Raw genomic sequence first — 17906 nt, forward strand, 5'->3', positions numbered from 1 at the left:
AGGGCCAGGTATCCACTCGCAAGGACCCTTAATGAACGAACAGCACATTCTTCTGGCTTTCGCCGCCATTGGCGCAGCCTCTCTCGCCTGCCAATGGCTGGCCTGGCGCTTACGCCTACCGGCCATTCTGTTTCTGCTCATCGCCGGCATTCTCGCCGGCCCGGTGCTGGGCTGGCTTGACCCCCAGGCACTGTTCGGCAACCTGCTATTGCCAATGGTTTCCATGGCCGTGGCGCTGATCCTGTTTGAGGGCAGCCTTACCCTGCATTTATCTGAATGGCGTGAGATTGGCAGCGTTGTCCGGCGCATGGTGACGATCGGCGCGCTGGCCACCTGGGCCGTGATTGCGGTCAGCACCCACTATCTGCTGGGCTTTAGCTGGGAGATGGCACTGCTGCTGGGCACCCTGACACTGGTTACGGGCCCAACAGTGATCGTACCGATGCTGCGCGTTGTTCGACCGAAAGCCTCCGTCGCCAACATCTTGCGCTGGGAAGGGATCGTGATTGACCCCATCGGCGCACTACTCGCCGTTGTGGTGTACAGCTTCATTATCACCAGCAGTGAAGGTAATGGCTGGCACAGCGGCATAGGCACCTTCGCCGGCGTCATCGCCTGCGGCAGCGTGTTTGGCATCGCAGCCGGCTGGGGCCTGGGGCAGGTGTTAAAGCGCCAGTGGCTGCCTGACTACCTGCATAACCTCGCGGTATTGGCCACCGTGCTGGGCGCCTTCATTGCCTCCAACGAAGTTATGCACGAGTCCGGCCTGCTCGCCGTCACCCTGATGGGCATGTGGCTGGCCAATATGAAGGGCGTCGACGTACGCCACATCCTGCACTTCAAAGAGAACCTCAGCGTTCTGCTGATTTCCGGTCTGTTTATCCTGCTGGCCGCGCGGCTCGACCTGAGCGCCCTGCTCGCCCTAGGCCCTGCGGTACTCGTGCTACTGGTCATCATCCAGTTCGTCGCGCGCCCGCTCAATGTCGCACTGTCCACCTTCGGCTCTAGCCTTAACTGGCGTGAGCGCGCCCTGCTGGCCTGGATCTCACCGCGCGGTATTGTTGCCGCAGCCGTCTCGGCTATTTTCGCCATTCGCTTGGGTGAACTGGGCTATGAAGGCGCTGAACTGCTGGTACCGCTCACCTTTGCGGTGATCATTGGCACTGTGGTTCTACAGAGCGCCACCGCCCGCCCGCTGGCCAAACTATTAAAAGTGGCGGAACCCGCGCCCAGTGGTTTTCTGATCGTCGGCGCCAACCCGATTGCTCGCGCGCTCGGCACTGCCCTACAAGAGCTCGGCAACCGCGTATTACTGTGCGACTCCAGCTGGGAAAATATCAGCACCGCGCGCATGCAGAAACTTCCCACTTACTTCGGCAACCCCACTTCCCAAGATGCCGAAGCACACTTGGACCTGGTAGGCCTTGGTCACCTGCTCGCCTTGTCGCCCTCCAGCGAGCTGAATGCGCTGGCCTGCATGCACTTTCGCCATGACTTTGCCGCCAGCCGTCGCTTCACCCTGCCGAGCGGCACCGAGAGCCGGCGCAGCGATAAACACCGCAGCCGCGATGCAGTGCGTGGCCGCCCCTTGGGCAGCCGTACGCTGAGCTTCCCACAATTCGCCAGCCGCCTGAGCAAAGGTGCCGAGGTTCGCACCACCACCCTGACCAGCACGTTTGACTGGCAGGCCTACCAGAACCTGCATGGCGACCGAGCGGTTGTTTTGCTCGCTTGCGACCCAAGCGGCTGGATACACATCGCCACCCAACCCCTTGAGGTGCTGCCTGGCCCAGGCTGGACCCTGGTCGCCTTAATCGAAGAGGAACAAAGCAGCCCGCAAGTAACAACCCCATAGAAAGAACCTTCAGGTCGTCACCCTATCCTTGGATGGGTGACAGACCTTAACTTGCGGCCCATGATTGCATCACGCCACTACAACCAATGGGCCCACACCATGTCCAGCCAACAGCACTCACGCCTTGGTCAGGTACTGATCAACAAGGGACTGATTAACCGCGGCCAGCTGGATGCTGCCATTCAACTGCAACTCACCAACCAGAAACGCCTGGGTGAGACGCTCATCGAACAAGGCTGGCTAACCGAACGCCAGCTGAGGAAGGCCCTTAGCAAGCAGAATAACCTGCGCCTGGCCGCCACTCTGATCGCCGCCCTGCTTAGCCCGTTCCAGATCGCCAGCGCCGATGCGCCGCGCAACCTGCCCAGCGCTATCAGCCAGGAGCAAACGCCGAGCGGCCTACGCCCCTTGAGCGACATGGAAATGAGCAATGTCAGCGCCCAAGGACTGGACGATGTATTGCAGGGCCTGTTTCTACAAGCCGGCAGCGGTGACGGGCTGGGCACCATCGGTCAACTAAGCAAACTGGTGATGCCGGTACTGAACAGCCTTGAGGCAGAAACCTCGATGAAGGACGTGCAGTACGACACCAGCAAACTGACCTCGGTGATCAATGCTGACGGCTCGGTCAACGTGCGCCTGCCCAGCTCGATCGGCGAACTGCGCTTCGACAATATCCGTGTCGCCGGCGCACCTCAGGGCCAGAGCTTTGGCAGCCTGAGCCTGCATGACATTGACCTGTCGCAAGCCTCGTTAAAGATCAGCCTGCACTAACGACAAGACGATACTTGCGAAACATCTAACGCAGAAACGAAAAAAGCAGCCCGTAGGCTGCTTTTTTATTGGAAAGCTGAGACTTAGCCCAGTTTTTCCTTGATGCGCGCTGCTTTACCCGACAGGTCACGCAGGTAGTAAAGCTTGGCTTTACGCACGTCACCGCGACGCTTAACGGCCAAGCTATCAACCAGCGGGCTGTAGGTCTGGAAAGTACGCTCAACACCAACACCGTTGGAGATCTTACGAACAGTGAACGCACTGTTCAGACCACGGTTACGCTTGGCGATAACAACGCCTTCGAACGCCTGCAGACGCTGACGGTCGCCTTCTTTCACTTTAACCTGGACAACAACAGTGTCACCGGGTGCGAAAGTCGGGATTACTTTGCCCATCTGCTCAGCTTCGATCTGCTGAATAATCTTGTTGGTCATGCTGCGCTCCTAAGACAGGCCTTAGCCGGTCATCGATACATTAACTATCGTCCCGCTGGCGGACGTATTCCTCCAGCAGCTTGTTCTCTTCTCCAGAAAGCGAGCGGCTTTCCAGAAGATCAGCGCGGCGTTCGTGCGTCCGACCAAGGGACTGCTGCAAACGCCAACGCCGGATGTGCTCATGATTGCCACTCAGCAATACATCAGGAACACGTTTATCCGCATACACCTCCGGGCGAGTGTAATGCGGGCAGTCGAGTAGGCCATCCGTAAAGGAGTCCTCTTCGGCCGAACTTGCATGACCCAGTGCACCAGGCAACAGGCGCGTTACCGCGTCGATCAGCACCATGGCCGGCAGCTCACCGCCGGACAGGACGTAGTCCCCAATCGACCATTCTTCATCGACATGCGCCTCAATAAAGCGCTCATCAATGCCTTCGTAGCGACCAGCAATGAGGATTAACGCCTCACTATTTGCCAGTTCACGTACTGCTGACTGCGTCAGCGGGCGACCTTGCGGCGAGAGGTAAATCACCTTCGCTTTTTCACCTGCGGCGTGCTTGGCATCGAGCAAAGCATCCTCAAGCGGCTTGATCTTCATCACCATGCCGGGGCCACCGCCAAAGGGCCGATCATCCACAGTGTGGTGACGGTCAGTGGTGTAGCTTCGCGGGTTCCAACAGGTTAGTTGCAACAACCCCTGTTTCACCGCGCGGCTGGTAATGCCGTAATCGCTGATAGCGGTAAACATTTCCGGGAACAGCGTGATGACTTCAACGCGCAGATTTGGCATCAGGCTTAGAAGTCCGCATCCCAGTCGACCCGCATTTCGCCAGCACTCAGATCAATCGACAACACGCATTGCTCGGTATAGGGCAACAGGCGCTCACGATCATCCAGGCTGTCGGTGCAAGGTTTAACCACCATCACATCGTTGGCACCTGTTTCTAACAAGTGATCGATCTTGCCGAGCAACTGCCCTGCCTGGTCGATAACCTTTAGACCTTCCAACTGGTACCAGTAGTACTCGCCGTCAACTAACTCAGGGAACAAGTTGCGCGGCACACAGATCTCATAACCGGCAAGAAGACGCGCCTCTTCACGATCATCAAGACCCTTGAGCTTCGCGACCAGAAATTTATCATTCCCGCGTCCGCTGACCAGCTCTACCTGTTTGACACTGCCTTCGCGCTTGAGCGTCCAGGACTTGTACTGCAACAGGTTTGCAACAGGATCAGTAAAGGAATACACCTTCACCTCACCGCGAACGCCATGTACAGAGTAGATCTTGCCGATAACGATCAAATCATCGGTAGAAGCAGGCGTCGCGCTCATAATGCTCAGGCCGCAGCCTTAGCAGCGTCCTTCAACAACTGAGCAACACGATCAGAAGGCTGTGCGCCAACGCTCAGCCAATGGGCCAGGCGATCTTGCTTCACGGACAGGCGAACTTCCTGGCCACGAGCGATCGGGTTGAAGAAACCGATCTCTTCTTTGTGCGAACCGTCGCGTGGGTTACGGCTGTCGGTCACGTTGATTTTGTAGAACGGGCGCTTTTTGGAGCCGCCAAGGGCAAGACGAATCGTTAGCATGTGAACATAGTTCCTGTAGTCGGTGCTGCAAATCTAAATGCACAGCGGGCGTAGGTGCCCGAAAGGCCGCATATTCTAAGGAATATCCGGACTTTTGCAAATGGCTTTTTCAGGCACCAGGGGTTGTGTAACCAAGAATTGCCGGAGGTTGCCGCCCAAACTGGCCAGCCAGCTCCCGCAAAAGACAGGTTTACTGTAAATCTCCGCCTTCAGCGGAGCCTACGCCGGCATCGCTGCCGACGCGAATGCCTTACATCTTCGGCATGCCGCCTGGCATCATCCCGCCCATGCCACGCATCATCTTGGCCATACCGCCTTTAGCCGTGAATTTCTTCATCATCTTTTGCATTTGTTTGTGCTGCTTGATCAAACGCCCGATGTCTTGCACCTGAGTACCAGAACCCATAGCGATACGGCGCTTACGTGAGCCACTGATAACGTCCGGATCGCGACGCTCCTGCGGCGTCATCGAATTGATGATCGCCTCCATCTGCTGAAACTGCTTTTCCGCAGCCCCCTGGGCACCGCCCATCTGCGCCAGATTAACGCCCCCCATCTGCGGCAGCTTGTCCATCAGGCCGCCTAGGCCGCCCATGCTCTTCATCTGTTGCAGTTGATCACGGAAGTCTTCGAGATCGAAACCCTTACCCTTTTTCAGCTTCTTCGTAAGTTTCTCGGCTTTTTCGCGATCCAGGGTTTGTTCGGCCTGCTCGATCAAGCTGAGCACATCACCCATACCGAGAATGCGCGAGGCGATACGGTCAGGGTGGAAGGGCTCTAGCGCCTCAGTCTTCTCGCCCATACCGATAAACTTGATCGGCTTGCCGGTAATCGCCCTCACCGACAATGCCGCACCACCGCGCGCATCACCGTCGACCTTGGTTAGCACCACACCGGTCAGCGGCAAAGCATCATTAAAGGCCTTAGCGGTATTAGCGGCGTCCTGCCCGGTCATGGCATCAACCACGAACAGGGTTTCCACCGGCTTGATCGCCGCGTGCAGCGCCTGGATCTCCGCCATCATCTCGGCATCGATGGCCAAACGACCGGCGGTATCGACGATCACTACATCAATAAACTTGAGCTTGGCTTCCTTAATCGCCGCCTCAGCGATGTCCACCGGCTTCTGGCTAAGATCGGAGGGGAAGAAGGTCACGCCAATGTCATTGGCCAGGGTTTCCAGCTGCTTGATCGCCGCCGGGCGATAAACGTCAGCCGAGACCACCATCACGGTCTTCTTCTTGCGCTCTTTAAGGAAGCGCGCCAGCTTGCCGACCGTGGTGGTTTTACCCGCACCCTGCAGGCCTGCCATCAGCACCACGGCAGGCGGCACGGCATTCAGTGCCAAGTCTTCGTTGGCGGCGCCCATCAGCTCTTCGAGCTCAGCACGGACGATTTTCACAAACGCTTGGCCTGGGGTCAGGCTTTTCGACACCTCAGTGCCAACTGCCCGGTCTTTGACCTTATTAACGAAGTCTTTGACCACCGGCAACGCAACGTCCGCCTCAAGCAAGGCCATGCGCACTTCACGCAGGGTGTCCTTGATGTTGTCTTCGCTCAGCTTGGCTTTGCCAGTGACATTTCGCAGGGTTTGCGAAAGGCGGTCAGTCAGATTTTCGAACATGCGCGTTCCTTTCAGGCTCAACCGAGCCGAGGGTGGGCTTGCAACAGGTCGCAGATTATAGCGAAGAGTAATTGGATCTGTTGACGTTTCATCGCGAGCGCACCGGAGCCTGGCGAGAATTTACCCAGCAACGTGGCGCGCCTGAAACATCGACAGACCCAAGACACCGTCACTGCCAGACGCTTTCGTGGCGGATGCGTTGTATGCCACACTGCGGCCCTTCCGGGTTTGCCTGACAAGGATTTATGCACCCTTTGCTACCCAGCCTCGCCGCCGCCTGCCTTTATGCCGGCGCTACAGCCTACCAAGGCTTGCGCATAGCTCAGCGCAGCGTCCCTGACAAACGCCTGCTGGCCTTACTCGGCGTTCTTGCGCTGTTTTTCCACGGCGCCAGTCTGTTCGTGCAGATGTACCATTCAAGCGGCTTGGCTTTGGACTTCTTTAATGCAGCCAGCCTGATCGCCTACGCAGTCATTGCCCTGACCTTGATTGCCTGCATCCGCATACCCGTTGAGAACCTTTTGCTGCTGCTGTTCCCCTTAGGCGCACTGACGGTATTGCTTGCGCAGTTTATGCCCAGCGGAACGACCCAACTGATCGATGAAGAGCCCGGCATCCTGATCCACATTCTGCTCTCGGTGATTGCCTACGGCATGCTCACCATTGCGGTATTTCAGTCGCTGCTGGTTCTGCTGCAAGACCATCAACTGAAAAACAAGCACCCCTCAGGGCTGATCAAGAACTTCCCACCCCTGCAAACCATGGAGAGCTTACTGTTCGGCTTTCTCTGGGCCGGCTGGGTCTTGCTGTCGCTCTCGCTTTTCTCCGGCGCTCTGTTTATCAGCGATTTGTTTGCCCAGCATCTGGCGCACAAAACCATACTCTCGTGCTTCGCCTGGGTGGTGTTTGCTGTTCTGCTATGGGGCCGCCATCAACTTGGCTGGCGCGGCCATAAAGCAATTCGCTGGACCCTGACAGGCTTCTGCCTACTGATGCTGGCTTACTTCGGCAGCAAGCTGGTTCGCGAATTCATTCTGCATATCTGAGACCCCTTCCGTGGATGACCTTCACTCCAGCTACCTACTTGGCCTGCTGATTTTTCTGATTCTTTGCTCGGCATTCTTCTCCAGCTCGGAGACTGGCATGCTCAGCCTCAACCGCTATCGCCTCAAGCACATGGCCAAGGAAGGTCATAAAGGCGCCAAGCGCGTGACCTCCTTGCTAAGCCGCCCAGACCGCCTACTCGGCACCATTCTGGTTGGCAACAACGTGGTCAATATTCTCGCGGCCTCTATTGCGACCGTGCTGGCTGTCGACATGTGGGGCGAAGCCGGGATCGCCATCGCCACCGCCGGTCTGACCATCGTGGTGCTGATTTTCGGTGAAATCACCCCCAAAACGCTGGCCGCCCTGCGCCCGGAACTGGTGGCCTTCCCCGCCAGCCGCGTGCTGCTACTGCTGCAGCGCCTGCTCTATCCGGTGGTATGGGCCACCAGCACCATCAGCAATGTGTTGCTGCGCCTGCTTGGCATCGACCCATCACAACGCGCCAGCGACAGCCTGTCCACCGAAGAGCTGCGCAGCGTGGTACGCGAGTCCGGTGCCGGCATGCCGAAAAATCGCCAGAACATGCTGCTCGGCATTCTTGACCTTGAGCGCGTGACGGTGGATGACATCATGATTCCGCGCAACGAAGTCACCGGCATCAACCTGGATGATGATCTCGAAAGCATCATCAGCCTGCTGACCAACACCACCCACACGCGCCTGCCTGTGTTTCGCACGGATATCAATCAGATCGAAGGCATCGTGCACATGCGCCAGATTGCCCGACTGCTAACGCACAATGAGCTGAATAAAGAGGCCTTACTGGCGGCCTGCAACGAGCCGTACTTCGTGCCAGAAGGCACGCCGCTGTCGACCCAGCTGATCAACTTTCAGAAGCAAAAACGCCGTATCGGCATCGTCGTCGACGAGTACGGCGACGTGATCGGCATCGTCACCCTGGAAGACATTCTTGAAGAGATCGTCGGTGACTTCAGCAATCAGGACACCCTGCGCAGCCCTGATATCCACCCTCAGGACGACGGCACCCAGGTCATTGATGGCGCGGCCTATATCCGCGAAATCAATAAGGCGCTCGATTGGCACCTGCCCTGCGATGGCCCGAAAACCCTCAACGGCCTGGTAACCGAGGCACTGGAAAGTATTCCCGACAGCGCCGTGTGCCTGAAAATAGGCCCTTATCGCTTGGAAATTCTGCAATCTTCCGAGAACCGGGTAAAAAGCGTGCGCGCCTGGCAAACCAAGCCTAAGGCGCACACCGAGCCGCCGGCGCAAGGCTGACGGCCAACCCCTCAGCCCATACGCGATAACCTAGGCCTGACGGATGATAACCATCACGCGCCAGGTACTCAGGGGAAAACTCCAGCTCAACCGCGTGATGCCCTGCCCCCAGGCGCGCAGCCAACTGGCGTAAGCGCGCATCCAGTAAACCGGCACGCATACCCAGCAACCACCGCAACAGCCCGGGCAACGCACTGAAGTGCTGCAACGGCGGCACACTGCTAAACGCTACCCGAGCGCCACGCGCCGACAACGCCGCAGCCATGCTGCCAAGCGCCGTGTCCCAACGCGACAATGAAGTCAGCCGGGTGGTGTCGTTAACGCCGAACACCAGCAACGCCAGATCAAAGGGTTGCTCCAGCACCTGCGGCAGCAGCTGTTTATGAGCCTGCGCGGCGGTAATACCGTTTTCACCGCAGGCACGCCAAGCAACCGGCCGCCCACAACGCACCGCCAACGCAGTAGCGAGCTGCCCGACCAACGCGGCATGCAGCTCATCGACGCCCACGCCCACCACGGTCGACTCGCCCAAGACCAGCAGACGCAATGGCTCGCCAGGCAAATCTGCGCCCGCCACGCCGCTCAACAACCCTGCGGCAGGCGGCAAACGCAGGGTGTTGCGCCGCGTGCGCAGCGCCAGCGGCAAGGCAACCGGCGCCAGCAGCGCCAGCCCTAGCCACCAGGCATAGGCGCGCAATGCATTCACAGCTCGACCTTGACCGCCTGCGCGGCACGCGTGGCCTTAGCCCGCGCAGCCTCTAATGATTCATCTCGCGCCAGCGCCACGCCCATACGCCGTTGACCGCTGACTTCAGGCTTACCGAACAACCGCAGCGCGGTATCCGGCTCAGCTAGAGCCGCACCGAGACCGCCGAAGCTGACCTGCCGCGATTCGCCCTCGACCAGGATCACCGCTGAAGCCGACGGCCCAAGCTGGCGAATAGCCGGAATCGGTAGGCCGAGAATCGCCCGCGCATGCAAGGCAAACTCGGACAGATCCTGAGAAATCAGGGTGACCAGGCCGGTGTCATGTGGGCGCGGCGAGATTTCGCAGAACCAGACCTGATCGCCCTTGACGAACAACTCGACGCCAAACAGCCCGCGCCCACCCAGCGAGCCAGTGACCGCCAGGGCAATACGTTCGGCTTCAGCCTGAGCCTTGGCGCTCATCGGCTGCGGCTGCCAGGATTCTTGGTAGTCGCCTTTGACCTGACGATGCCCCACCGGCGCGCAGAAGGTCGTGCCGCCGCTATGGCGCACCGTGAGCAAGGCGATTTCGTAATCAAAATCGATAAAACCCTCAACGATCACCCGCCCTTTGCCGGCGCGACCACCGGCCTGGGCGTAACCCCAAGCGGCTTGCAGATCATCCAGGCTTTTCAGCACCGACTGGCCCTTGCCCGAAGAACTCATGATCGGCTTGATCAGGCAGGGAAAACCGATGCTCTCGACCGCCGCCCGGCACTGCTCGAAGGAGTCGGCAAACTGATAAGGCGAGGTCGGCAGGCCCAGCTCTTCGGCGGCCAAGCGGCGAATACCTTCGCGGTTCATGGTCAGCTGCGCGGCGCGGGCACTGGGGATCACGGTAAAGCCCTCATTCTCCAGCTCGACCAGGGTCGCGGTGGCGATGGCTTCAATCTCCGGGACGATGTAATGCGGCTGCTCCAGCTCGATCACCGCCCGCAGCGCGTCGCCATCGAGCATATTGATCACATGGCTGCGGTGCGCCACCTGCATGGCTGGGGCATTGGCGTAGCGGTCCACGGCGATCACCTCGACACCGAGACGCTGCAGTTCGATCACCACTTCCTTGCCCAGCTCACCAGAGCCACACAGCAGCACACGGGTCGCGCTCGGCGACAAAGGGGTTCCGATACGGGGCATGGGCTTTCCTCAAACAAATAGAGTTAACGCGGGGTTACAACAAGATGCCCTGAGCCTTAGCCCGCTCATGGCAACGCTGCAGCACCTGGCGGCGCTCGGTGTTATCCATCAAACCCCAGCGGGTGATCTCGGCGACCGAGCGCTGGCAGCCTATGCACATATCCTGATCATCCAGCGCGCAGACATGCACGCAGGGCGAAGCAACGGGACGCTCACTGCTCATCAGTCGTCCTGCTCCAACAGGTCGCGTGCATAACGCTGGGCGTTGTGCACGTAATGGGCGGCGCTGGCTTCGAGCATCTTCTTCTGCGGTTCAGTCAATTCGCGCACCACCTTGCCGGGCGAGCCCATCACCAGAGAACCATCGGGAATTTCCTTGCCTTCACCGATCAGGCTGTTGGCGCCGATGATGCAGTACTTACCGATTTTCGCGCCGTTGAGGATCACCGCATTGATGCCGATCAGGCTGTAATCGCCCACGCTGCAGCCATGCAACATGGCGTTATGGCCAATGGTCACACCGGTACCGATATTCAGTGGAAAGCCCATGTCGGTGTGCATCACGGTGCCGTCTTGCACGTTGCTGTTCTCGCCGATATGAATCAGCTCGTTATCACCGCGCAGCACGGCGTTAAACCACACGCTGGCTCCCGGCTCCAGCTTGACCTTGCCCACCAAGGTGGCATTGGGTGCAACCCAGCTGTCGGCATGGGCCTCGACTTGGGACGAACCCAGGCGGTATTTCATGGCTGCTTCCTCATAAGCTCAGGTGAGCTTGATAAAGTGCTCGGGCGGCTGGTGCATATCGATATGCACATCGTCGAACACCAGGTTGACCAACTCGACCAGCATGATCGCCGTCAGCCCCCAGATTTTATATTCGCCATAACGGTAACTTGGCACATACCAGCTGCGCCCGAGGTAATCGATACGGTGAGTGGCTTCTCGCGGGTCGTCGCGAAAAAACGCCAGCGGCACGGCAAATACAGCCGCAATCTCGCCGTCGTTGGGTTTGTATTCGACAAAATCCGGCACCAGACCAACATAAGGCGTGACCTGAATACCGTGGCGCGAGACCAGGGTGCTGAGCGGCCCAACCACCTCGACCAGGCCGGGCGGCAAACCGATCTCTTCTTCCGCCTCGCGCAAGGCGGTCTCGACCAGATCAGCATCCTCGGGGTCACGCCGGCCACCGGGAAACGCCACTTCACCGCCGTGGGTGGACAAACCGCTGGCGCGCAACGTCAGCACCACTTCCGGCTCGTCGCTGCGGGTAATAGGCACCAGCACCGCGGCCTCAGGGTAGCGCTTGTCGATCTGCAGAATGTGCGGGCTGTAGCCACGCATGCGAAGGAGCAACTCGTCCAGCATGGGAATTCTCAGTCTTTTTGTACGCTCGATCATGGCACGAAAGCAGCGCACGGCCCAAGCCCCGCGCCGCCGACTGCCATCATTCAGGCGCTCGATAAGCCTCACCTCAGCTCCTTGCCGAGCAGCCTGCGCGCAGGCCAAGATAGCTCATACGCAATGAGGCTTTGGCATGAAATTCTGTAGCAATTGTGGCGGCTCGATTAATCACATCATCCCGCAAGGCGACAACCGTGTACGCCACGTCTGCGTGCAATGCCAGACCGTGCACTATCAAAACCCACGGATTATTGCCGGCTGCCTGCCGGTTTGGGGCGAACAGGTGCTGCTGTGTCGGCGCGCCATTGAACCACGTCGTGGCTACTGGACCCTGCCCGCCGGCTTTATGGAAAATGGCGAAACCCTGGAGCAAGCCGCTGCCCGTGAGACGGAGGAAGAAGCCTGCGCGCGCGTACGTAGCCTGAGCCTCTATACCCTGTTCGACCTGCCGCATATTAATCAGGTGTATATGTTATTTCGCGCAGAGCTGGTCGATCTCGATTTTTCTCCCGGCGAAGAAAGCCTTGAGGTCCAACTATTTCACGAGCAGGACATCCCCTGGTCAGAGCTGGCTTTCCCGACCATCGGGCGTACCTTAGAATGCTACTTCGCGGACCGCCTGCAGCAGCACTTCCCGGTCCGCAACGAGCCGCTCGAAGCCTTGCGCGCGCATTACAAGAAAGCCTTTTGATCCATGGAAATTACGATGCGCTGGTTGCTCGCCCTACTCTGCCTGACTGCTGCCCTGACTGGCCACGCCAGCACCGCACCAACCCTTGACGGTAAAACCATTGATAAAGTCCTGGTGGTTAAGTCCGAACGTAAGCTGCACTTGATCAGCCGCGGCAACACCCTAAAGTCCTACCGCATCTCCTTGGGCAAACAGCCTAAAGGGGCCAAGCAACGTGAAGGCGACCTACGCACCCCGGAAGGCTTTTATTGGATCGATTGGCGCAAGACCAGCGAGAACTACAACCTGTCCATGCACATCTCCTACCCCAACGCCCGCGACCAGGCGCAAGCGCGCAAGAACGGTGTATCGGCGGGGGGCATGATCATGGTTCACGGCACGCCGCTGGACGAGGAATACCCAGAGTGGATGTTCCACACTCTGGACTGGACCGAAGGCTGTATCGCCATGCGCAATATCGACATGCGCGAGGTCTGGAGCCTGGTCAAAGACGGCACACTGATCGAAATCAGGCCGTAGTACAGCTTTCCTATAAATAGCGAAAACTAAAAAGGCACCTTATAAGGTGCCTTTTTAGTTGCCGGCGCGTTAGAACTGGATATCCGACAACCGCCACACCTCAAAGGCCGGCGTTTCATATGGATGATGACTCTTCATGGATTTGACCGCGTCATGAATCAGCTCGTCGGCCACCACCATCTCAACTTTCCATTCCGCCACGTGCTCGACCTGCCCAGGCTCGCCGAGAAACGGCTGACTGCCTTGCAGGCCACGAAACTGCCCCTGCCCCAGCGCCTGCCAACAGCACTGGTCATACTGACCGATACGCCCTCCGCCAGCGTCGAACACAGCGTTCTTTACGCTATCCAGATGGGTTTCAGGCACATAAAAGCACAACTTGTACATCGAAGCCTCCGCCGGCAAGACTGATCAAAGCAGCTCGGAAATGACGCCGGCCAATAATGGCACTTTGCCTTATTAAGCGCACGCACAGCCCGCCACACTTCCATCTTCTGACCGATCAATGGGCTCCATGTTCAACCCATTGGCGCAATCAGGCCGCCACACCGCGACCTACAGGCCCCGCCAAAATCGCCACCAGCGTGCCTTGAAGCCCGCTACCGGCTGGTTATGGCTGCCATCACAGTAAGGTAGACGCCGCGACGAACCGCAACGACAGAGCAGCAAAAACTGCTCGCGCTCAGGCAGCAGTTCAAGCGCATCAACACAGGCAGAAAGACAATCAGGAAGCTGGGGCGAGCGCCCACAGCGGCACAGCAGCAAAGTATCGCCAGGTTTGACCTGGCGCACCTCAGGCAGAACAGGGCCCTGCGGATTCACGGACCCTCTCCCGCAAGCAGGAGAGAGTTAGCAAAGAGCCACATGGCGGCCGCGGTTAATCCACCCACACACGGGCGTTACGGAACATGCGCAGCCAGCCGGCATCTTCCTGCCAATCATCTGGCTTCCAGGAGTTCTGCACAGCGCGGAATACCCGCTCTGGGTGCGGCATCATGATGGTCACGCGACCGTCGCGACTGGTCAGGCCGGTGATCCCGCGCGGCGACCCGTTAGGGTTGGCCGGGTAGGTTTCGCTGACCTTGCCGTGGTTGTCGATAAAGCGCATGGCCACACAGCCAGACAAGTCGGCTTCGAGCAAAGCTTCTTCGTTCTCAAACTCGGCATGGCCTTCACCATGAGCGATGGCGATCGGCATGCGCGAACCGGCCATGCCACGCAGGAAGATCGAGGCCGATTCCTGCACCTGGACCATGGCCACACGCGCCTCAAACTGCTCCGAGCGGTTACGCACGAAGTGCGGCCAGTATTCGGTGCCTGGGATCAGCTCATGCAGATTGCTCATCATCTGGCAGCCGTTGCACACACCAAGGGCGAAGCTGTCCTTGCGTTCGAAGAATGCTTGGAAACCGTCACGGGCGCGGCTGTTAAACAGCACCGACTTGGCCCAGCCTTCACCAGCGCCCAGTACGTCGCCGTAGGAGAAGCCGCCACACGCGACCAGCCCTTTGAACTCGTCGAGGCTGACGCGACCACTGAGGATGTCGCTCATGTGCACGTCAATCGCGTTGAAACCCGCGCGATCGAAAGCCGCGGCCATTTCCACCTGACCGTTGACGCCCTGCTCACGCAGCACAGCAATCTGCGGACGCACACCCTTGCGGATATACGGCGCACTGATGTCCTGATTGACGTCAAAGCTGAGCTTGGCCGAGAGGCCCGGATTATCCTCGTCGAGGATGCTGTCGAACTCTTGCTCGGCACACTCAACGTTGTCGCGCAAACGCTGGATCTGGTAGCTGGTCTGCGTCCACTCACGCTGCAGCAAACGCCGCTGACCAGAAAATACCGGCTGACCATTAAAGCTGATTGCTACGTCATCGTTGTTGACCGGCTGACCGATCACGGCCACACAATCGTCCAGACCGGCTGCACTGAACTGCGCCAGCACTTCCGGGGTAGCGTCTTGATGCACCTGAATGACCGCGCCCAACTCTTCGTTGAACAGTACGGCGGCCAATTCAGCACTGTCAGCTGCCAACGCATCGAGGTGCAGATTGAGGCCACAGTGACCGGCAAAAGCCATCTCCAGAGCAGTGGTCAACAGGCCACCGTCGGAGCGGTCGTGATAAGCCAGGATATGGCCATCCGCATTCAACCCCTGGATTACTGCGAAGAAGGCCTTGAGGTCTTCTGCGTCATCCACATCTGGCGCCTGGGTGCCGAGCTTGCCGTAAACCTGAGTGAGGATCGATGCCCCTAAACGATTCTGCCCGCGCCCGAGGTCGATCAGAATCAGGTCTGTTTCGCCCTTGTCCATGCGCAGTTGCGGGGTCAGGGTTTTGCGGATATCGGCAACTGGAGCAAAGCCGGTCACGATCAGCGACATCGGTGAGGTGACGCTTTTATCAGCATCCTCATCGCGCCACTGGGTCTTCATCGACATGGAGTCTTTGCCCACCGGAATAGTGATACCCAACTCCGGGCACAGCTCCATACCCACGGCTTTAACCGTGTCATACAGGCGCGCGTCTTCACCTGGGTGGCCAGCCGCGGCCATCCAGTTGGCGGACAGCTTGATGTCGCTGATGGCGTTAATGCGTGAAGCGGCCAGGTTGGTCAGGGTTTCACCGATGGCCATACGCCCAGACGCTGCGGCATCCAGCAGGGCCAGCGGGGTACGCTCGCCCATCGCCATGGCTTCACCGGTGTAAACATCAAAGCTGGTCGCAGTCACCGCGCAATCGGCCACCGGCACCTGCCACGGCCCGACCATCTGATCGCGAGCCACCAGGCCGGTAATGGTGCGGTCACCAATGGTGATCAGGAAGCTCTTGCTGGCCACTGCGGGGTGGTGCAGAACGCGAATAACGGCCTCATCAATAGCCAGTTTGCTGGCATCGAAATCATCGCCCAGCTCGCTTTCACGCGTGGCCGAGCGGTGCATACGTGGGGCTTTGCCCAACAGCACGTTAAGCGGCATGTCCACGGCGTTGTTGCCGAAATGACTGTCGGTCACGGTCAGGTGAGGCTCTTCGGTGGCTTCGCCCACCACTGCAAACGGGCAACGCTCGCGCTCACAGATCGCCTTGAAACGTTCGAAATTGGCAGCATCCACCGCCATGACGTAACGCTCTTGCGATTCATTGCTCCAAATTTCATGCGGGGCCATGCCCGGCTCATCGTTCGGCACATTACGCAATTCAAAGCGCCCGCCACGGCCACCATCGTTGACCAGCTCCGGGAAGGCGTTGGACAAGCCGCCAGCACCGACGTCATGAATAAAGGCAATGGGGTTGTGCTCGCCCAGCTGCCAGCAACGGTCGATCACTTCCTGACAACGGCGCTCCATTTCCGGGTTTTCGCGCTGCACCGAGGCAAAATCAAGATCCGCCGAGCTGGCGCCCGTGGCCATTGAAGACGCTGCACCGCCGCCCAGACCAATCAACATGGCCGGACCGCCGAGCACGATAAGCTTGGCGCCCACCGTGATTTCGGCTTTTTGCACGTGCTCGGCGCGAATGTTGCCCATGCCGCCCGCGAGCATGATCGGCTTGTGATAGCCGCGCACTTCTTCGCCGTGAGGTGTCTGAATCGCCTGCTCGAAGGTACGGAAGTAGCCAGTCAATGCTGGACGCCCGAACTCGTTGTTAAAGGCCGCGCCACCCAGCGGGCCTTCAATCATGATGTCCAGCGCCGTAACGATGCGTTCAGGCTTGCCATACGGCACTTCCCATGGCTGCTCGAAGCCCGGGATCTGCAGGTTGGACACGGTAAAGCCGGTAAGGCCTGCCTTCGGCTTGGCACCACGACCCGTAGCACCTTCGTCACGAATCTCACCGCCGGAACCGGTCGCAGCACCTGGGAACGGCGCAATCGCGGTCGGGTGGTTATGGGTTTCCACCTTCATCAAAATATGCACCGGCTCCTGCACCGCACCGTACTGGCGGGTTTCAGGATCGGGAAAGAAACGTCCGGCGACGTTGCCGACGATCACCGAGGCGTTGTCCTTATAAGCAGACAACACGCCTTCGCTGTGCATTTGATAGGTGTTTTTGATCATGCCGAACAGGGATTTCTCCTGGTTCTGGCCGTCAATATCCCAGCTGGCATTGAAAATCTTGTGGCGACAATGCTCAGAGTTAGCCTGAGCAAACATCATCAATTCGATGTCATGGGGGTTGCGCCCCAGGCCGTTGAAGCTCGTCACCAGGTAGTCGATTTCATCTTCTGCCAGGGCCAGACCCAACTCGACATTGGCCTTTTCCAGCGCGGCGCGACCGCCGCCCAGAATATCTACAGCCGTCAGCGGCTTGGGCGGAGCATGGTGGAACAGGCCGGCAGCCTCGTCCATCGAGGTCAGCACCAGCTGAGTCATGCGGTCATGCAGCAGAGCGGCGACAGCCTGGCTATCGGCCTCATTTAACTCGCCAGCAACGTAGTAGGCGATGCCGCGCTCCAGGCGCTCGATCTTGGCCAGGCCACAATTAAGGGCGATGTCGCTGGCTTTGCTTGACCAAGGCGAAATAGTGCCGAAACGTGGAATGCTCAGAAACAGGCGACCGCTTGGCTCCTGCACCGGCACACTCGGGCCATATTTCAGCAAACGGGCCAATACCTGCTCTTCGTCGGCGTTAAGCACGCCGCTGACTTCAGCAAAATGCGCGAACTCGGCATATAGCCCAGTCACAGCAGGGACTTTGCTGGTCAGTTGCTCAAGCAATTTACCGTGGCGAAAAGCAGATAGGGCGGGAGCGCCGCGCAGGATCAACATCGGGGA

At 58.9% G+C, this 17906-nt stretch carries 19 protein-coding genes; 6 read left to right on the plus strand and 13 right to left on the minus strand.

From position 1 onward, the window contains the following. Positions 1-31: 31 nt before the first annotated feature. Together D8779_RS02115 and D8779_RS02120 are read left to right on the plus strand one after the other, a co-directional pair. Positions 32-1855 (plus strand): cation:proton antiporter, encoded by a 1824-nt coding sequence (locus D8779_RS02115; protein ID WP_136662816.1) that lies wholly within the window; start codon positions 32-34, stop codon positions 1853-1855. Positions 1856-1954: 99 nt separating this feature from the next. Continuing rightward, positions 1955-2629 carry a cyclic di-GMP-binding domain-containing protein, MshE-related gene (locus D8779_RS02120; RefSeq protein ID WP_136662817.1) on the plus strand — a complete coding sequence of 225 codons (675 nt, stop codon included), beginning with the start codon at positions 1955-1957 and terminating at the stop codon, positions 2627-2629. A gap of 83 nt (positions 2630-2712) precedes the next feature. On the opposite strand, the gene rplS is transcribed toward D8779_RS02120, so the two are convergent. From rplS to ffh, 5 genes are all read right to left on the minus strand, one after another. Then, positions 2713-3063 (minus strand): 50S ribosomal protein L19, encoded by a 351-nt coding sequence (gene rplS / locus D8779_RS02125; protein ID WP_136662818.1) that lies wholly within the window; start codon positions 3061-3063, stop codon positions 2713-2715. A gap of 40 nt (positions 3064-3103) precedes the next feature. Next, on the minus strand, positions 3104-3856 hold the full coding sequence (gene trmD / locus D8779_RS02130; RefSeq protein WP_136662819.1) for a tRNA (guanosine(37)-N1)-methyltransferase TrmD: 753 nt from the start codon (positions 3854-3856) through the stop codon (positions 3104-3106). A 5-nt stretch (positions 3857-3861) separates the two neighbouring features. Continuing rightward, complete coding sequence (gene rimM, locus D8779_RS02135) at positions 3862-4398, minus strand: ribosome maturation factor RimM (RefSeq protein WP_136662820.1); 537 nt, start codon at positions 4396-4398, stop codon at positions 3862-3864. Between the two features lie 5 nt (positions 4399-4403). After that, entirely contained in the window at positions 4404-4655 is a 252-nt protein-coding gene (gene rpsP / locus D8779_RS02140) for a 30S ribosomal protein S16 (protein ID WP_090239277.1), read from the minus strand. A gap of 250 nt (positions 4656-4905) precedes the next feature. After that, positions 4906-6279 (minus strand): signal recognition particle protein, encoded by a 1374-nt coding sequence (gene ffh / locus D8779_RS02145; RefSeq protein ID WP_136662821.1) that lies wholly within the window; start codon positions 6277-6279, stop codon positions 4906-4908. Between the two features lie 245 nt (positions 6280-6524). On the opposite strand from ffh, the gene D8779_RS02150 reads away from it, so the two are divergent. Both D8779_RS02150 and D8779_RS02155 read left to right on the plus strand, forming a co-directional pair. Next, the gene (locus D8779_RS02150; RefSeq protein WP_136662822.1) at positions 6525-7325 is read left to right on the plus strand and encodes a cytochrome C assembly family protein; all 801 of its coding nucleotides are present in this window, start codon (positions 6525-6527) and stop codon (positions 7323-7325) included. Between the two features lie 10 nt (positions 7326-7335). Then, the gene (locus D8779_RS02155; RefSeq protein ID WP_136662823.1) at positions 7336-8625 is read left to right on the plus strand and encodes an HlyC/CorC family transporter; all 1290 of its coding nucleotides are present in this window, start codon (positions 7336-7338) and stop codon (positions 8623-8625) included. Here the strand turns inward: D8779_RS02155 and D8779_RS02160 are convergent. The 5 genes from D8779_RS02160 to D8779_RS02180 are packed head-to-tail and all read right to left on the minus strand — an operon-like array spanning position 8591 to position 11880. Then, on the minus strand, positions 8591-9331 hold the full coding sequence (locus D8779_RS02160; RefSeq protein WP_240789671.1) for an SGNH/GDSL hydrolase family protein: 741 nt from the start codon (positions 9329-9331) through the stop codon (positions 8591-8593). The two genes, D8779_RS02155 and D8779_RS02160, sit on opposite strands and share 35 nt — an antisense overlap. Beyond that, positions 9328-10509 carry a formate-dependent phosphoribosylglycinamide formyltransferase gene (gene purT, locus D8779_RS02165; protein ID WP_136662824.1) on the minus strand — a complete coding sequence of 394 codons (1182 nt, stop codon included), beginning with the start codon at positions 10507-10509 and terminating at the stop codon, positions 9328-9330. Before purT ends, D8779_RS02160 begins: the two co-directional genes overlap by 4 nt. A 34-nt stretch (positions 10510-10543) precedes the next feature. After that, positions 10544-10732: a DUF1289 domain-containing protein gene (locus D8779_RS02170; protein ID WP_136662825.1), complete on the minus strand. Its 189-nt coding sequence runs from the start codon at positions 10730-10732 to the stop codon at positions 10544-10546. Beyond that, positions 10732-11256, minus strand: a complete 525-nt coding sequence (locus D8779_RS02175; RefSeq protein WP_136662826.1) for a gamma carbonic anhydrase family protein — start codon at positions 11254-11256, stop codon at positions 10732-10734. Before D8779_RS02175 ends, D8779_RS02170 begins: the two co-directional genes overlap by 1 nt. 18 nt (positions 11257-11274) lie before the next feature. Then, on the minus strand, positions 11275-11880 hold the full coding sequence (locus D8779_RS02180; RefSeq protein WP_136662827.1) for a CoA pyrophosphatase: 606 nt from the start codon (positions 11878-11880) through the stop codon (positions 11275-11277). Between the two features lie 169 nt (positions 11881-12049). On the opposite strand from D8779_RS02180, the gene D8779_RS02185 reads away from it, so the two are divergent. Together D8779_RS02185 and D8779_RS02190 are read left to right on the plus strand one after the other, a co-directional pair. After that, positions 12050-12607 carry an NUDIX hydrolase gene (locus D8779_RS02185; protein ID WP_136662828.1) on the plus strand — a complete coding sequence of 186 codons (558 nt, stop codon included), beginning with the start codon at positions 12050-12052 and terminating at the stop codon, positions 12605-12607. 15 nt (positions 12608-12622) lie between these two features. Beyond that, positions 12623-13126: a L,D-transpeptidase family protein gene (locus D8779_RS02190; protein WP_136662829.1), complete on the plus strand. Its 504-nt coding sequence runs from the start codon at positions 12623-12625 to the stop codon at positions 13124-13126. 69 nt (positions 13127-13195) lie between these two features. On the opposite strand, the gene D8779_RS02195 is transcribed toward D8779_RS02190, so the two are convergent. From D8779_RS02195 to purL, 3 genes are all read right to left on the minus strand, one after another. Continuing rightward, the gene (locus D8779_RS02195; protein ID WP_136662830.1) at positions 13196-13513 is read right to left on the minus strand and encodes a YqfO family protein; all 318 of its coding nucleotides are present in this window, start codon (positions 13511-13513) and stop codon (positions 13196-13198) included. Between the two features lie 168 nt (positions 13514-13681). After that, positions 13682-13948, minus strand: coding sequence for a CDGSH iron-sulfur domain-containing protein (locus D8779_RS20960; protein ID WP_136662831.1), 267 nt, complete (start codon positions 13946-13948; stop codon positions 13682-13684). Between the two features lie 55 nt (positions 13949-14003). After that, complete coding sequence (gene purL, locus D8779_RS02205) at positions 14004-17900, minus strand: phosphoribosylformylglycinamidine synthase (RefSeq protein ID WP_136662832.1); 3897 nt, start codon at positions 17898-17900, stop codon at positions 14004-14006. Between the last annotated feature and the right edge of the window lie 6 nt (positions 17901-17906).

The organism is Pseudomonas leptonychotis (genome assembly GCF_004920405.1).
GTDB lineage: Bacteria > Pseudomonadota > Gammaproteobacteria > Pseudomonadales > Pseudomonadaceae > Aquipseudomonas > Aquipseudomonas leptonychotis.

What these genes read in the sequence shown, in the direction of transcription:
- D8779_RS02185 (WP_136662828.1), top strand. Translation starts at nt 12,050, where the DNA reads ATGAAATTCTGTAGCAATTGTGGCGGCTCGATTAATCACATCATCCCG.
- D8779_RS02150 (WP_136662822.1), top strand. Translation starts at nt 6,525, where the DNA reads ATGCACCCTTTGCTACCCAGCCTCGCCGCCGCCTGCCTTTATGCCGGC.
- D8779_RS02180 (WP_136662827.1), bottom strand. Translation starts at nt 11,880, where the DNA reads ATGCTGGACGAGTTGCTCCTTCGCATGCGTGGCTACAGCCCGCACATT.
- D8779_RS02115 (WP_136662816.1), top strand. Translation starts at nt 32, where the DNA reads ATGAACGAACAGCACATTCTTCTGGCTTTCGCCGCCATTGGCGCAGCC.
- D8779_RS02195 (WP_136662830.1), bottom strand. Translation starts at nt 13,513, where the DNA reads ATGTACAAGTTGTGCTTTTATGTGCCTGAAACCCATCTGGATAGCGTA.
- ffh (WP_136662821.1), bottom strand. Translation starts at nt 6,279, where the DNA reads ATGTTCGAAAATCTGACTGACCGCCTTTCGCAAACCCTGCGAAATGTC.
- D8779_RS02170 (WP_136662825.1), bottom strand. Translation starts at nt 10,732, where the DNA reads ATGAGCAGTGAGCGTCCCGTTGCTTCGCCCTGCGTGCATGTCTGCGCG.
- D8779_RS02190 (WP_136662829.1), top strand. Translation starts at nt 12,623, where the DNA reads ATGCGCTGGTTGCTCGCCCTACTCTGCCTGACTGCTGCCCTGACTGGC.
- rplS (WP_136662818.1), bottom strand. Translation starts at nt 3,063, where the DNA reads ATGACCAACAAGATTATTCAGCAGATCGAAGCTGAGCAGATGGGCAAA.
- purT (WP_136662824.1), bottom strand. Translation starts at nt 10,509, where the DNA reads ATGCCCCGTATCGGAACCCCTTTGTCGCCGAGCGCGACCCGTGTGCTG.
- purL (WP_136662832.1), bottom strand. Translation starts at nt 17,900, where the DNA reads ATGTTGATCCTGCGCGGCGCTCCCGCCCTATCTGCTTTTCGCCACGGT.
- D8779_RS02175 (WP_136662826.1), bottom strand. Translation starts at nt 11,256, where the DNA reads ATGAAATACCGCCTGGGTTCGTCCCAAGTCGAGGCCCATGCCGACAGC.
- rimM (WP_136662820.1), bottom strand. Translation starts at nt 4,398, where the DNA reads ATGAGCGCGACGCCTGCTTCTACCGATGATTTGATCGTTATCGGCAAG.
- rpsP (WP_090239277.1), bottom strand. Translation starts at nt 4,655, where the DNA reads ATGCTAACGATTCGTCTTGCCCTTGGCGGCTCCAAAAAGCGCCCGTTC.
- D8779_RS02120 (WP_136662817.1), top strand. Translation starts at nt 1,955, where the DNA reads ATGTCCAGCCAACAGCACTCACGCCTTGGTCAGGTACTGATCAACAAG.
- trmD (WP_136662819.1), bottom strand. Translation starts at nt 3,856, where the DNA reads ATGCCAAATCTGCGCGTTGAAGTCATCACGCTGTTCCCGGAAATGTTT.